We start from the raw sequence: 14361 nt of genomic DNA, 5'->3' as shown, positions 1-14361 counted from the left end.
AGGCATAAAAAAAGCACCCCGCAGGGTGCCTTTTTCGTTTCGCGGGAAGCTTAGCGCTTCAGCGAAGCCGGCAGGTGCGGCTGGATGGCCGTCAGTACTGCCTTGAAGCATTTGGTGTTGCCGGCAACGATGTGGCCTTTTTCAAGGAAATCGTGACCGCCGGTGAAGTCGCTCACCAGGCCGCCAGCTTCCTGGATCAGCAGGGCGCCGGCAGCCATGTCCCACTCGGACAGACCCGATTCCCAGAACGCGTCGAAACGACCGGCAGCCACGTAGGCGAGGTCCAGGCTGGCGGAACCGGCGCGGCGGATGCCGGCAGTCTGGCCAACCAGGGCGCGGAACATGCCCAGGTAGTTGTCGAGGTTGTCCATCTGGTCATCGCGGAACGGGAAGCCCGTGCCCAGCAGAGCGCCGTCGAGGCTGGTGCGACCGCTGACGCGCAGACGACGACCGTTCAGTTGAGCGCCGCGACCACGGCTGGCGGTGAATTCTTCCTGGCGAACCGGATCCAGAACCACAGCGTGTTCCAGGCGGCCACGATATTTGCAGGCAATGCTGACAGCAAAGTGAGGGATGCCGCGCAGGAAGTTGGTGGTGCCGTCCAGCGGATCGATGATCCACAGGTACTCTTCGCCTTCGATGCCGTTACCGACGTGCATGCCGGTCTCTTCGCCCTGAATCGAGTGATTCGGGTAAGCCTTGCGCAGGGCATCGATGATTTTCTGTTCGGCGGCGCGATCCACCTCGGATACATAATCCTTGGCGTCTTTTTCGTCGACCTTGATGGTATCCAGGCGCTCGATGGAGCGGAAGATCAGTTCACTGGCGCTGCGGGCGGCGCGCAGCGCGATATTCAGCATGGGCTGCATGGATGTGTCACCTAAGGTTGTTAAAGAAAGCCGCGCATTCTATCAGAACTTTTCTTCAGGTGAAGGTCGCTGTTCGCATTCATAGCTTAACGGTAGGCTGTTCTGTAAGATTTGCACCCCTTTACTGTGTCCGAGAGCGCCTCCCTTGCTGCAGAACATCCGTGTCGTCCTGGTCAATACCAGCCACCCCGGCAACATCGGCGGGGCCGCGCGCGCCATGAAAAACATGGGTCTGTCGCGCTTGGTGCTGGTCGAACCGCGGTTGTTTCCGCACCACGAAGCCGATGCACGAGCTTCCGGTGCCGGGGATATCCTTGAAAACGCTCAAGTCGTCGCCACCCTGGAAGACGCGCTGGTCGGCTGCAATCTGGTGCTGGGCACCAGTGCCCGTGACCGGCGCATCCCCTGGCCGCTGCTCGATCCGCGCGAATGCGGGAGCAAAGTGGTCGAGGAAGCCGGGCAGGGCGCGGAAATCGCGTTGGTCTTCGGTCGTGAAGACTCCGGCCTGACCAATGACGAGCTGCAGCGATGTCACTTTCACGTGCACATCCCCTCCGACCCAGGGTTCAGTTCGCTGAACCTCGGGGCGGCGGTGCAGGTGTTGAGCTATGAAGTGCGCATGGCCTGGCTGGCCGCTCAAGGGCAGCCGACCAAGATCGAGAAAGAAGAAGTGGCTTCGGTGAAAAGCGCCGAGCTGGCGACCATGGATGAGCTGGAACGCTTCTATGAGCATCTGGAGCAGACGCTGGTCGCCATCGAATTTCTCGATCCGGAAAAGCCGCGACACTTGATGGCGCGCCTGCGCCGGTTGTACGGACGCAGCTCGGTCAGCCGGGCGGAAATGAATATTTTGCGTGGCATCCTCACGGAAACCCAAAAAGCGGCCCGTGGTGAGCTTCTTAAGCGGAAGGACTAAATGATGTTTGAGCGTTTGCGTGAAGATATCCAAAGCGTATTCCATCGAGATCCGGCGGCACGTAACGCTTTTGAAGTCCTGACCTGCTACCCCGGCATGCATGCGATCTGGATCCACCGGCTGGCCGGGATGCTGTGGCGCAACGAGCTGAAATGGCTGGCGCGCCTGGTGTCGAACTTCGGTCGCTGGTTGACCGGCATCGAGATTCATCCGGGGGCCAAGGTCGGTCGGCGCTTCTTCATCGATCACGGCATGGGCATCGTTATTGGTGAAACTGCCGAAATTGGCGATGACGTGACCATTTACCAGGGCGTGACTCTCGGCGGCACCAGCTGGAACAAAGGCAAGCGCCATCCGACGCTGGGTGACGGGGTTGTCGTCGGTGCTGGTGCCAAAGTGCTGGGGCCGTTCACGGTGGGGGCCGGGGCCAAAGTCGGCTCCAATGCCGTGGTCACCAAGGAAGTGCCGCCGGGCGCCACGGTGGTGGGGATTCCGGGGCGCATCATCGTCAAGTCCGATGACGAACAGGATGCCAAACGCAAGGCGATGGCCGAGAAGATCGGTTTTGATGCCTATGGTGTCAGCGAAGACATGCCCGACCCGGTGGCGCGGGCCATTGGTCAGTTGCTCGATCACCTGCAAGCGGTGGACGGGCGGCTGGAGGGGATGTGCGGCGCCCTGAAGGATCTGGGCAGTAATTACTGTGCGAAAGATCTGCCTGAACTGCGTGAAGAAGACTTCGCCTGCGTCAAAGGCAAAGACGAATCCAAAGCTGGCTGACGCCTCTCTGTAGGAGTTGCCGCAGGCTGCGATCTTTTGATTTGCGCTTCTGTAAGATCAAAAGATCGCAGCCTGCGACAGCTCCTACACAGGCAGGCGGCAACCGGTGTGCCATTAGGCCGCAGACCCTGCTATCATTCGCGCGCTCTTTTGCGGGTAAACCCGACTAAAGCACTAGGTCTTATAGTTGACTTAAATGCTCGGGAATTGCATACTCCCGCCCATTCCGAACTCCGTGGTAATTGTCCATGCGACTGACTACAAAAGGCCGATACGCCGTGACCGCCATGCTTGACCTGGCGTTGCACGCGCAGCACGGGCCGGTGTCCCTGGCCGATATCTCCGAGCGCCAAGGCATCTCCCTGTCCTATCTCGAACAGCTTTTCGCCAAGCTGCGCCGCAGTAACCTGGTTTCCAGTGTTCGCGGTCCAGGCGGTGGTTACCAGCTGTCGCGCGACATGCAGGGCATCCAGGTGGCGCAGGTGATCGATGCGGTCAACGAATCGGTCGACGCTACCAAGTGCCAGGGCCAGGGCGATTGCCATTCCGGCGACACCTGCCTGACCCATCACCTGTGGTGCGACCTGAGCCTGCAGATTCACGAATTTCTCAGCGGTATCAGCTTGGCCGACCTCGTAACTCGCCGTGAGGTGCAGGAAGTGGCCCAGCGTCAGGATCAGCGTCGTTGCAATGGCAAGGCGCCGCGCCTGGACAAGATTGAAGCGTCCGCCGTCGAATGACAGCCAAAGAGCTAGCGGCACGCCAGCCAGCCTGATTTAGGAGATAGTCCATGAAATTGCCGATTTACCTTGATTACTCTGCGACCACCCCGGTCGATCCGCGCGTTGCGCAAAAGATGAGTGAATGCCTGCTGGTCGACGGAAACTTCGGTAACCCGGCGTCCCGTTCCCACGTGTTCGGCTGGAAAGCTGAAGAGTCCGTCGAAAACGCCCGTCGTCAGGTGGCCGATCTGGTCAACGCCGACCCGCGTGAAATCGTCTGGACGTCCGGCGCCACTGAATCCGACAACCTGGCAATCAAGGGTGCCGCGCATTTCTACGGCTCCAAGGGCAAGCACCTGATCACCAGCAAGATCGAGCACAAGGCCGTTCTCGACACCATGCGCCAACTGGAGCGTGAAGGTTTCGAAGTGACCTACCTCGAGCCGACTGAAGACGGCCTGATCACCCCGGCGATGATCGAAGCGGCCCTGCGTGAAGACACCATTCTGGTGTCGGTCATGCACGTGAACAACGAAATCGGCACCATCAACGACATCGCGGCCATCGGCGAACTGACCCGTTCCAAGGGCGTCCTGCTGCATGTTGACGCGGCTCAGTCCACTGGCAAAGTCGAGATCGACCTGCAGAAGCTGAAAGTCGACATGATGTCGTTCTCCGCCCACAAAACCTACGGCCCTAAAGGCATCGGCGCGCTGTACGTCAGCCGCAAGCCGCGTGTGCGCATCGAAGCGACCATGCACGGCGGCGGTCACGAGCGTGGCATGCGTTCCGGCACCCTGGCGACCCACCAGATCGTCGGCATGGGTGAAGCTTTCCGTGTAGCCAAGGAAGACATGGCTGCCGAAAACGTGCGCATCAAAGCCCTGAGCGACCGCTTCTACAAGCAGGTCGAGCACCTGGAAGAGCTGTACGTCAACGGCAGCCTGACCGCCCGCGTTCCGCACAACCTGAACCTGAGCTTCAACTACGTTGAAGGCGAGTCGCTGATCATGGCGCTCAAGGATCTGGCGGTATCGTCCGGTTCGGCGTGCACCTCGGCATCGCTTGAGCCTTCGTACGTACTGCGCGCCCTGGGCCGCAACGACGAACTGGCACACAGCTCGATCCGTTTCACCTTCGGCCGTTTCACTACCGAAGAAGAAATCGACTACGCCGCGCAGAAAGTCTGCGAGGCCGTTACCAAGCTGCGCGCTCTGTCGCCGCTGTGGGACATGTACAAAGACGGTGTCGACATTTCGAAAATCGAGTGGGCGGCACACTGATTTCAAGTCGCCGCGAACCGGCCCTGCGACCTCAGGTTGCGGGGCTTAAAGAGCGACTCTCTGATGAGTGAGGATTAAGCACCATGGCTTACAGCGAAAAGGTCATCGACCACTACGAAAACCCGCGTAACGTCGGCAAGATGGACGCGGAAGATCCGGATGTCGGCACCGGCATGGTCGGCGCTCCGGCGTGCGGCGACGTGATGCGTCTGCAGATCAAGGTCAACGACCAGGGCGTTATCGAAGACGCCAAGTTCAAGACCTACGGCTGCGGTTCGGCAATCGCTTCCAGCTCCCTCGCCACCGAGTGGATGAAGGGCAAGACCCTGGACGAAGCCGAGACCATCAAGAACACTCAGCTGGCCGAAGAGCTGGCCCTGCCGCCAGTGAAAATCCACTGCTCGGTACTCGCTGAAGACGCCATCAAGGCGGCCGTTCGCGACTACAAGCAGAAGAAAGGCTTGATCTAAGCATTGGGCGACGAGTAAGGAGTCAACGATGGCTATCAGCATGACAGAAGCGGCTGCTCGACACGTGCGACGCTCCCTCGACGGGCGCGGCAAAGGTGAAGGGATTCGTCTGGGTGTTCGCACCACGGGCTGTTCCGGCCTTGCCTACGTGCTGGAGTTTGTCGACGAGGTGGTTGCAGAGGATCAGGTGTTCGAAAGTCACGGCGAGAAAGTGATCATCGACCCGAAAAGCCTGGCCTACCTGGACGGCACCGAGCTCGATTTCGTCAAGGAAGGGTTGAACGAAGGCTTCAAGTTCAACAACCCCAACGTACGCGGTGAATGTGGCTGCGGCGAAAGCTTCAACATCTGAGGCTTGTCGTGGGTATTCCTTGTCATTTCGCTTTATTCGAGCTGCAACCGAGCTTCCGTCTGGATCTCGAGCAGTTGGCCACGCGCTACCGTGAGTTGGCGCGCGGTGTTCATCCTGACCGCTTTGCCGACGCTTCCGAGCGTGAGCAGCGGGCGGCACTCGAGCAGTCTGCGCGGCTCAACGACGCCTACCAGACGCTCAAGAGCCCGGCTCAGCGCGCACGTTACCTGCTGAACATCGGCGGGCATGAAGTGCCGATGGAAGTCACGGTCCATGACCCCGAGTTTCTTCTGCAGCAGATGCAATGGCGTGAAGAGCTCGAAGACCTCCAGGATAGCGCCGATCTCGCCGGTGTCGCGGTGTTCAAGCGTCGCTTGAAAGCCGCTCAGGAACAGTTGAACGAAAGCTTCGCAGCCTGTTGGGATGATGCGGCGCAACGCGATCAGGCCGAACGCCTGATGCGGCGCATGCAGTTCCTCGACAAGCTCACCTACGAAGTGCGCCAGTTAGAAGAGCGCCTCGACGATTAACCCAGTGCCGCTCCGGTCGCACGCCTGATATACAGATAAGTCCTGATCACGATGGCCCTACTGCAGATCGCCGAACCCGGCCAAAGTCCTCAACCGCACCAGCGTCGTCTGGCTGTGGGGATCGACTTGGGCACTACCAATTCGCTGGTCGCTGCGTTGCGCAGTGGTCTTTCCGAGCCGCTGGCCGACGCTGACGGGCAGGTCATCCTGCCGTCCGCCGTGCGTTATCACGCCGATCGCGTCGAAGTTGGCGAGTCGGCCAAGCTGGCCGCATCCTCCGATCCCTTGAACACTGTGCTGTCGGTCAAGCGCCTGATGGGTCGTGGTCTGTCCGACGTCAAGCAATTGGGCGATCAACTGCCGTACCGCTTTGTCGGCGGCGAATCGCACATGCCGTTCATCGACACCGTGCAAGGCCCGAAAAGCCCGGTCGAAGTCTCCGCCGATATCCTCAAGGTGCTGCGTCAGCGCGCTGAAGCGACGTTGGGTGGCGAGCTGGTCGGTGCGGTGATCACCGTGCCGGCGTATTTCGACGACGCACAGCGCCAGGCCACCAAAGACGCGGCGAAACTCGCCGGTCTGAACGTGCTGCGTCTGCTCAATGAGCCGACCGCTGCCGCAGTGGCTTACGGTCTGGATCAACATGCCGAAGGCCTGGTCGCGATTTATGACCTGGGCGGCGGCACCTTCGATATTTCGATTCTGCGTCTGACCGGCGGTGTTTTCGAAGTGCTGGCGACTGGCGGCGACAGCGCGTTGGGCGGCGACGACTTCGATCACGCGATTGCCGGCTGGATCATCGAGAGCGCGGGTTTGTCCGCCGACCTCGACCCGGGCGCGCAGCGCAATCTGCTGCAAACCGCTTGCGCGGCCAAAGAAGCCCTGACCGATGCCGACAGCGTTGAAGTCGCCTACGGTGACTGGAAAGCGCAACTGACTCGCGAAGCCTTCGATGCGTTGATCGAGCCGATGGTCGCGCGCAGCCTGAAAGCCTGCCGCCGTGCCGTACGTGATTCCGGTATCGAGCTGGAAGATGTGCACGCCGTGGTCATGGTCGGTGGTTCGACCCGCGTGCCGCGTGTTCGCGAAGCCGTTGCCGAAGCCTTCGGTCGTCAGCCATTGACTGAAATCGACCCGGATCAAGTGGTGGCCATCGGGGCCGCGATCCAGGCGGATACGCTGGCTGGCAACAAGCGCGATGGCGGCGAACTGCTGCTGCTCGACGTGATTCCGCTGTCCCTGGGACTGGAAACCATGGGCGGGCTGATGGAGAAGGTGATTCCGCGCAACACCACCATCCCGGTTGCCCGCGCTCAGGATTTCACCACTTATAAAGACGGCCAGTCGGCCATGGCGATCCACGTGTTGCAGGGCGAACGCGAGCTGATCAGCGACTGCCGCTCTCTGGCGCGCTTCGAACTGCGCGGCATTCCAGCGATGGTGGCCGGCGCGGCGAAGATTCGCGTGACCTTCCAGGTCGATGCCGACGGTCTGCTCAGTGTGTCTGCCCGTGAACTGGGTTCGGGCGTTGAGGCGAGCATTCAGGTCAAGCCGTCCTACGGTCTGACCGACGGCGAAATCGCCAAGATGCTGAAAGATTCGTTCCAGCACGCCAACGACGACAAGGTCGCCCGAGTCCTGCGCGAACAGCAGGTCGATGCCCAGCGCCTGATCGAAGCGGTGCAGGGTGCTCTGGAGGCGGATGGCGAGCGCTTGCTCGACGCCGAAGAGCGCATGGTTATCGACCTGCAGGTGCAGGAACTTACCGAACTGATGAAAGGCACCGATGGTTACGCCATCGAGCAACAGACCAAGCGTCTGTCGCAAGTGACCGATGCTTTTGCTGCCCGCCGCATGGATTTGACGGTGAAAGCCGCTCTGTCGGGGCGCAACCTGAATGAAATCGAGGATATCTGATGCCGCAGGTCATTTTTCTGCCCCACGAGAAGTTCTGCCCTGAAGGCATGGTGGTCGAGGCTGCGCCCGGCACCTCGATTCTCGAACTGGCCCACGAACACCACATCGAGATGGAAAGCGCCTGCGGCGGCGTCTGTGCCTGCACCACTTGCCACTGCATCATCCGCGAGGGTTTCGACTCGCTGGAAGAGGCTGACGAGCTGGAAGAAGACTTCCTCGATCGTGCCTGGGGTCTGGAAGCGCAATCGCGTCTGGCCTGTCAGGCTATCGTCGGTGAAGAAGACATCACCGTCGAGATTCCCAAATATTCGCTTAACCATGCGGCCGAAGCGCCGCACTGACTGGTAAGACTGTCATGAGCTACGGTTGGAATGATGTTCAACGTATTGCAGAAGAGCTGGCCGAGGCCCACGAGGGGCTCGATCCGTATTCTGTAGGTTTTGTCCGTCTGCAGCATATGATCGAGGAACTGCCTGACTTCGATAAGGCTTCTGGTCGCGTTGGCGAGAAGGTCTTGGAAAGGGTTCAGGAGCTTTGGGCCGCAGAATTGGACTGATCGTCTCGCAGGTTAGGCAATACCCAAGAACCCGCGTATAATTCGCGGGTTTAATTTTTCGCAAATTACCGTTTCTGGAGTTACACCATGGCTGTTCAACGCACTTTCTCCATCATCAAGCCTGACGCTGTTGCAAAAAACGTCATCGGCGAAATCACCACTCGTTTCGAAAAAGCCGGCCTGCGCGTTGTAGCTTCGAAACTGAAGCAACTGTCCAAAGCCGAAGCTGAAGGCTTCTACGCTGAGCACAAAGAGCGCGGTTTCTTCGGTGACCTGGTTGCTTTCATGATCTCCGGTCCTGTTGTTGTTCAGGTTCTGGAAGGCGAAAACGCTATCGCTCTGAACCGTGAGCTGATGGGCGCTACCAACCCTAAAGAAGCTGCTCCTGGCACCATCCGTGCTGACTTCGCTGAGTCGATCGACGCCAACGCCGTTCACGGTTCGGACTCCGAAGCCGCTGCTGCTCGCGAAATCTCGTACTTCTTCGCAGCTACTGAAGTAACCACTCGCTAAGCATTGGCTTAAGAGTGAAGGTGAATCCATGACTACATCGACTGTTAAAACCAACCTGCTGGGGCTGACCCAGCCGGAAATGGAAAAATTCTTCGACTCAATCGGGGAGAAGCGTTTCCGTGCCGGTCAGGTAATGAAATGGATTCACCACTTTGGCGTCGATGATTTCGACGCCATGACGAACGTCAGCAAGGCCTTGCGCGACAAGCTCAAGGCGATTGCCGAGGTCCGTGGTCCCGAAGTGGTCAGCGAGGACATTTCCAGCGACGGCACTCGTAAGTGGGTGGTGCGCGTGGCGTCCGGCAGCTGTGTCGAGACCGTGTACATTCCCCAGGGCAAACGCGGCACTCTGTGCGTTTCGTCCCAGGCAGGCTGTGCCCTGGACTGCAGTTTCTGCTCCACCGGCAAGCAAGGCTTCAACAGCAACCTCACCGCCGCCGAAGTCATCGGTCAGGTGTGGATTGCCAACAAATCTTTCGGCAGTGTTCCAGCTACCATCGACCGCGCCATCACCAACGTGGTGATGATGGGCATGGGCGAACCGCTGCTGAACTTCGACAACGTCGTGGCCGCCATGCATCTGATGATGGATGACCTGGGCTACGGGATCTCCAAGCGCCGCGTGACCCTGTCCACTTCGGGCGTGGTGCCGATGATCGATGAGCTGGCCAAGCACATTGACGTCTCCCTGGCGTTGTCGCTGCACGCACCGAATGACGCATTGCGTAACCAATTGGTGCCGATCAACAAGAAATATCCGCTTAAGATGCTGCTCGAGTCGTGCCAGCGCTACATGTCCGCCCTGGGCGAGAAACGTGTGCTGACCATCGAGTACACCTTGCTCAAGGACGTCAACGACAAGCTTGAGCACGCGGTGGAAATGATCGAGCTGCTCAAAGACATTCCGTGCAAGATCAACCTGATCCCGTTCAACCCGTTCCCGCATTCCGGGTACGAGCGGCCGAGCAACAACGCCATTCGTCGGTTCCAGGATCAGTTGCATCAGGCCGGTTTCAACGTCACTGTTCGCACCACCCGTGGTGAAGACATCGACGCAGCATGCGGTCAATTGGTAGGGCAGGTGCTGGATCGCACCCGTCGCAGCGAACGTTACATCGCCGTGCGCGAATTGAGCGCCGACAGCGATCTGGCACAGAACGCCGCGAACACTAACTAAGAGAGGATCTCTATGTCCCTGCGCTTTGCGCTGCTGTTGCTGATGGCCAGCCTGTGTGCTGGTTGTGTCCTGTCGGGTGACTACAACCCGATGAAGACCAGCAAGGGCCGCGATGAAGCGCGTGCTGCCTACGTGCAGCTGGGACTGGGATACTTGCAGCAAGGGATGACCGAGCGGGCCAAGGTGCCGCTGAAGAAGGCGCTGGAACTGGACGGTTCCGATCCTGATGCCAACGCTGCGCTAGGTCTGGTGTTCCAGGCCGAAATGGAACCGAAACTGGCCGACGAACACTTTCGCAAAGCCCTGTCCTCCCGTCCCGCCGACGCGCGCATCCTCAACAATTACGGCAGTTTTCTCTACGAAGAACAGCGTTACAAGGAAGCCTACGAGCGTTTTGAACAGGCGGCCGCCGATACCCTGTATCCTGAGCGTTCGCGGGTGTTCGAGAACCTCGGCATGACCGCGGCGAAGCTCGGGCAGCGGGAACTGGCGCAGCAGCAACTGGAAAAAGCCCTGCGGCTGAACCGTCAACAACCGCGTGCTTTGCTGGAAATGGCTGAGTTGTCCTTCGAAGACAGGCATTATGTGCCCGCGCGTGACTATTACGACCGTTTCAGCCTGCTAACCGAGCAAAATGCACGTAGTCTATTGCTCGGCGTTCGGCTGGCAAAAGTGTTTGAAGATCGCGACAAGGCCGCCAGTTATGGCCTGCAACTAAAACGACTCTATCCCGGTACGCCGGAATATCAGCAATACCTGTCGGAGCAATGATGAAAGCGGCGCATCCCGAAGTTGTAGCAGCGACTCGCGTTAATCCCGGTGAGACTTTGCGCCAGGCCCGCGAAAGCAATGGCTGGTCGCTGGCCGAAGTGGCCCTCAAGCTCAACCTCACCGTGACTTCCCTGAGCAATCTTGAAGCTGGCGCTTTCGACAAGCTGCCGGGGCATACCTTCGCTCGCGGTTACATTCGCGCCTATGCCAAATTGCTCGGCATGGACCAGACCGTTCTGGTTCAGCAATTCGACCAGTCCACCGGCACCGATTCCCAGGGCAGCAATGTGCATGCGCTGGGCCGTATCGAAGAGCCTGTGCGGGTGTCCCACACCATTTTGCGCATCGTCAGCCTGTTGTTGCTGATTGCGGTCATCGGCGGCGGTTTCGTCTGGTGGCAGGATCAGACCTCGCAGCGCACCAAAGACTTGACCAGCCTGGCCCCGGAGCACGTTGAAGTCGAAGGCGCCGATGGCACCACGCAGATTCACCCGATCGACGAGCCGGAAGACCAGGCCGTCGCCGAAAATCAGGCCGAGGGCGCGACCGCTCTGGCGCTGCCACAATCCGAAACCACCGCTGAATCGACCGGCGCCGAGCCTGCGGCTCCGGCCACTGCGCCGGCCGCTCCGGCTGCAACGCCAGCTGCACCTGTTCACACCCCGGCCCCGGTGGTTGCTACGCCGGCTGCCTCGGCAGCGAACGTTCCGGCCACTCCGGCACCGACCGTGACTGCGCCTGTTGTCGCGGCTGCCCCTGCACCTACCGCGGAAGCGGCTGCGCCGGCTGCCGGCGATGGCCAGGTGCAACTGCAGTTCACCGCCGATTGCTGGGCGCAGGTGACTGACGGTCGCGGCAAGGTGCTGTTCAGCGGTCTGAAACACAAAGGCGACAGCGTCTCGGTTTCCGGCAAGCCGCCACTGGCGGTACGCCTGGGTGTGGCTCGTGCCGCGCAGGTCAGCTACAACGGCCAACCGGTCGATATCGCTCCGTTCACCAGTGGCGAGACTGCTCGCCTGAAGTTGGGTCAATAAGTCATGCACGGCGAATCTCCAATCAAACGTCGCGTTTCGCGCAAGATCTGGGTTGGTAACGTACCTGTCGGCGGCGATGCGCCTATCGCTGTGCAGAGCATGACCAACAGCGACACCAATGATGTGGCTGCCACCGTCGCCCAGATCAATCGTCTGGAAGCGGCCGGCGTCGACATCGTCCGCGTTTCGGTACCGGACATGGACGCCGCCGAGGCGTTCGGCAAGATCAAGCAACTGGTCAAGGTGCCGCTGGTTGCCGACATCCACTTCGACTACAGGATCGCCTTGCGCGTGGCCGAACTGGGTGTGGACTGCCTGCGTATCAACCCGGGCAACATCGGTCGCGAAGACCGTGTGCGTGCCGTGGTCGATGCCGCCCGTGACCGCGGGATCCCGATCCGCATCGGCGTCAACGCCGGTTCTCTGGAAAAGGATCTGCAGAAAAAGTACGGCGAGCCGACCCCGGCCGCGCTGGTCGAGTCCGCGCTGCGTCACGTCGAGCACCTCGAACGCCTGAACTTCCAGGACTTCAAGGTCAGCGTGAAAGCTTCCGACGTGTTCATGGCCGTCGAAGCCTACCGCTTGCTGGCCAAGGAAATCGTCCAGCCGCTACACCTGGGCATCACCGAAGCCGGTGGATTGCGTTCGGGCACAGTGAAATCCGCCGTAGGCCTAGGTATGCTGCTCGCCGAGGGGATTGGCGATACTATCCGCATCTCGCTGGCGGCCGACCCGGTCGAGGAAGTGAAGGTCGGTTACGACATTCTCAAGTCTTTGCACCTGCGTTCCCGTGGCATCAACTTCATCGCCTGCCCGAGCTGCTCGCGGCAGAACTTCGATGTGGTCAAGACCATGAACGAGCTGGAAGGGCGCCTTGAAGACCTGCTGGTGCCGCTGGATGTCGCGGTCATCGGTTGCGTAGTCAACGGCCCCGGCGAAGCCAAGGAAGCCCATATCGGCTTGACCGGCGGCACGCCAAACCTGATTTACATCGACGGCAAGCCGTCGCAGAAATTGACGAATGACAATCTGGTGGACGAGCTGGAAAAGCTGATCCGCCAGAAAGCGGCCGAGAAGGTCGAAGCTGACGCAGCGGTTATCGCACGCGGCTGACCTGACTGAAGTGCCGAACGAATTTAAGGATTTAAAGTGAGCAAGTCTCTGCAAGCCATTCGTGGCATGAACGACATCCTGCCCGAACAGACCCCGCTGTGGCGTTATTTCGAGGGCACTGTCGCGCGTCTGCTGGATAACTACGGTTACAAGCAGATTCGCATGCCGATCGTCGAATTCACCGAGCTGTTCAAGCGCTCGATCGGTGAAGTCACCGACATCGTCGAAAAAGAGATGTACACCTTCGAAGACCGCAACGGCGACTCCCTGACCCTGCGTCCGGAAGGCACCGCGGCGTGCGTGCGTGCCGTGCTCGAGCACGGCATCACCGGCGGTGGCCAGGTTCAGAAGCTCTGGTACATCGGCCCGATGTTCCGTCACGAGCGTCCACAGAAAGGCCGCTACCGCCAGTTCCACCAGATCGGTCTGGAGGTGTTCAACCTCGACGGTCCGGACATCGACGCCGAACTGATCATCATGACCTGGCGTCTGTGGGGCGAGCTGGGCATTCGTGATGCGGTCAAGCTCGAACTCAACAGCCTGGGCACCAGCGAGTCCCGTGGTCGCTATCGTGAGGCGCTGGTCGAGTACCTCTCGGCGCACCACGACAAGCTCGACGAAGACAGCCAGCGTCGCCTGAAAACCAACCCGTTGCGCGTGCTCGACACCAAAAATGCCGACACGCAGGCGGTATTGGTCGATGCACCGAAAATGGCGGACTACCTGGATGACGAGTCCCGTGCCCACTTCGAAGGGCTGAAGGCGCGTCTGGATGCCGTTGGCATTCCCTACGTGCTCAACCCGAAACTGGTGCGCGGCCTCGATTACTACAGCAAAACCGTATTCGAATGGGTCACCGACAAACTCGGCGCCCAGGGCACTGTCTGCGCGGGCGGTCGTTACGACGGTCTGGTCGAGCAGATGGGCGGCAAGCCGACTACAGGCGTCGGTTTCGCCATGGGCATCGAGCGTCTGGTGTTGATGCTCGAAACCCTGGAGCAGATCCCGGAAGAAATTTCCCGTCAGGTCGACGTCTACCTCTGCGCCTTTGGCGAGCAGGCCGAACTGGCCGGTCTGGCCTTGGCCGAGCGGGTGCGTGACCAGCTTCCAAACCTGCGCCTGCAAGTCAATGCCGGCGCCGGCAGCTTCAAAAGCCAGTTCAAGAAAGCCGACAAGAGCGGTGCGCTGTACGCACTGATCCTGGGTGACGACGAAATGGCCCAGCAAGTGGTAGGTTTCAAACCCCTGCGTGGCCAGGGCGAACAACAAAGCATTGCCTGGGATGCGCTTGCCGCTCACCTGGCCACCTGCGTCGTGCAGGGTTGAAGCTGTCTAAACAGCCGATTTAGCGATTAAGG

At 60.0% G+C, this 14361-nt stretch carries 17 protein-coding genes; 16 read left to right on the top strand and 1 reads right to left on the bottom strand.

Annotated elements, in window-relative coordinates; all coding sequences use genetic code 11:
- Positions 1–50 precede the first annotated feature (50 nt).
- A complete protein-coding gene (suhB, locus tag HBN98_RS08665) occupies positions 51–869 on the bottom strand; it encodes a type III secretion system regulator SuhB (RefSeq protein WP_003227916.1) in 819 nt (272 codons plus the stop codon).
- Between the two features lie 145 nt (positions 870–1014).
- On the opposite strand from suhB, the gene trmJ reads away from it, so the two are divergent.
- The 16 genes from trmJ to hisS all read left to right on the top strand — a co-directional run bounded on the left by trmJ (position 1015) and on the right by hisS (position 14329).
- On the top strand, positions 1015–1785 hold the full coding sequence (gene trmJ / locus HBN98_RS08660) for a tRNA (cytosine(32)/uridine(32)-2'-O)-methyltransferase TrmJ (RefSeq protein ID WP_064589075.1): 771 nt from the start codon (positions 1015–1017) through the stop codon (positions 1783–1785).
- A gap of 3 nt (positions 1786–1788) precedes the next feature.
- Positions 1789–2565 carry a serine O-acetyltransferase gene (gene cysE, locus HBN98_RS08655; protein WP_064590079.1) on the top strand — a complete coding sequence of 259 codons (777 nt, stop codon included), beginning with the start codon at positions 1789–1791 and terminating at the stop codon, positions 2563–2565.
- A 248-nt stretch (positions 2566–2813) separates the two neighbouring features.
- Positions 2814–3305, top strand: a complete 492-nt coding sequence (iscR, locus tag HBN98_RS08650; RefSeq protein ID WP_007956690.1) for a Fe-S cluster assembly transcriptional regulator IscR — start codon at positions 2814–2816, stop codon at positions 3303–3305.
- Between the two features lie 50 nt (positions 3306–3355).
- Entirely contained in the window at positions 3356–4570 is a 1215-nt protein-coding gene (locus HBN98_RS08645; RefSeq protein WP_047599294.1) for an IscS subfamily cysteine desulfurase, read from the top strand.
- Positions 4571–4653: 83 nt separating this feature from the next.
- Positions 4654–5040 carry a Fe-S cluster assembly scaffold IscU gene (gene iscU, locus HBN98_RS08640; protein WP_064589074.1) on the top strand — a complete coding sequence of 129 codons (387 nt, stop codon included), beginning with the start codon at positions 4654–4656 and terminating at the stop codon, positions 5038–5040.
- Between the two features lie 28 nt (positions 5041–5068).
- Entirely contained in the window at positions 5069–5392 is a 324-nt protein-coding gene (gene iscA / locus HBN98_RS08635; protein WP_003227904.1) for an iron-sulfur cluster assembly protein IscA, read from the top strand.
- 8 nt (positions 5393–5400) lie between these two features.
- Positions 5401–5922, top strand: a complete 522-nt coding sequence (gene hscB / locus HBN98_RS08630) for a co-chaperone HscB (protein ID WP_083367999.1) — start codon at positions 5401–5403, stop codon at positions 5920–5922.
- Positions 5923–5973: 51 nt separating this feature from the next.
- Positions 5974–7839 (top strand): Fe-S protein assembly chaperone HscA, encoded by a 1866-nt coding sequence (hscA, locus tag HBN98_RS08625; RefSeq protein WP_064589072.1) that lies wholly within the window; start codon positions 5974–5976, stop codon positions 7837–7839.
- Complete coding sequence (fdx, locus tag HBN98_RS08620; protein ID WP_025109219.1) at positions 7839–8180, top strand: ISC system 2Fe-2S type ferredoxin; 342 nt, start codon at positions 7839–7841, stop codon at positions 8178–8180. Before hscA ends, fdx begins: the two co-directional genes overlap by 1 nt.
- 14 nt (positions 8181–8194) lie before the next feature.
- The gene (gene iscX, locus HBN98_RS08615; protein WP_064589071.1) at positions 8195–8395 is read left to right on the top strand and encodes a Fe-S cluster assembly protein IscX; all 201 of its coding nucleotides are present in this window, start codon (positions 8195–8197) and stop codon (positions 8393–8395) included.
- Positions 8396–8482: 87 nt separating this feature from the next.
- Positions 8483–8908 carry a nucleoside-diphosphate kinase gene (ndk, locus tag HBN98_RS08610; protein WP_064589070.1) on the top strand — a complete coding sequence of 142 codons (426 nt, stop codon included), beginning with the start codon at positions 8483–8485 and terminating at the stop codon, positions 8906–8908.
- Positions 8909–8936: 28 nt separating this feature from the next.
- Positions 8937–10085, top strand: coding sequence for a dual-specificity RNA methyltransferase RlmN (gene rlmN, locus HBN98_RS08605; RefSeq protein WP_003227893.1), 1149 nt, complete (start codon positions 8937–8939; stop codon positions 10083–10085).
- A 12-nt stretch (positions 10086–10097) separates the two neighbouring features.
- A complete protein-coding gene (gene pilW, locus HBN98_RS08600; protein WP_025109217.1) occupies positions 10098–10856 on the top strand; it encodes a type IV pilus biogenesis/stability protein PilW in 759 nt (252 codons plus the stop codon).
- Positions 10856–11890, top strand: a complete 1035-nt coding sequence (locus HBN98_RS08595; protein ID WP_083368000.1) for a RodZ domain-containing protein — start codon at positions 10856–10858, stop codon at positions 11888–11890. The genes pilW and HBN98_RS08595 overlap by 1 nt, the downstream gene beginning before the upstream one ends.
- A 3-nt stretch (positions 11891–11893) precedes the next feature.
- A complete protein-coding gene (gene ispG / locus HBN98_RS08590; protein WP_064589068.1) occupies positions 11894–13003 on the top strand; it encodes a flavodoxin-dependent (E)-4-hydroxy-3-methylbut-2-enyl-diphosphate synthase in 1110 nt (369 codons plus the stop codon).
- A 36-nt stretch (positions 13004–13039) separates the two neighbouring features.
- Positions 13040–14329, top strand: coding sequence for a histidine--tRNA ligase (gene hisS / locus HBN98_RS08585; RefSeq protein ID WP_007964435.1), 1290 nt, complete (start codon positions 13040–13042; stop codon positions 14327–14329).
- Positions 14330–14361 lie beyond the last annotated feature (32 nt).

Source organism: Pseudomonas koreensis, assembly GCF_012986595.1.
GTDB lineage: Bacteria > Pseudomonadota > Gammaproteobacteria > Pseudomonadales > Pseudomonadaceae > Aquipseudomonas > Aquipseudomonas koreensis.
Note: the sequence above shows the minus strand (reverse complement) of the source record. Positions and strands in the feature narration are given on the sequence as shown.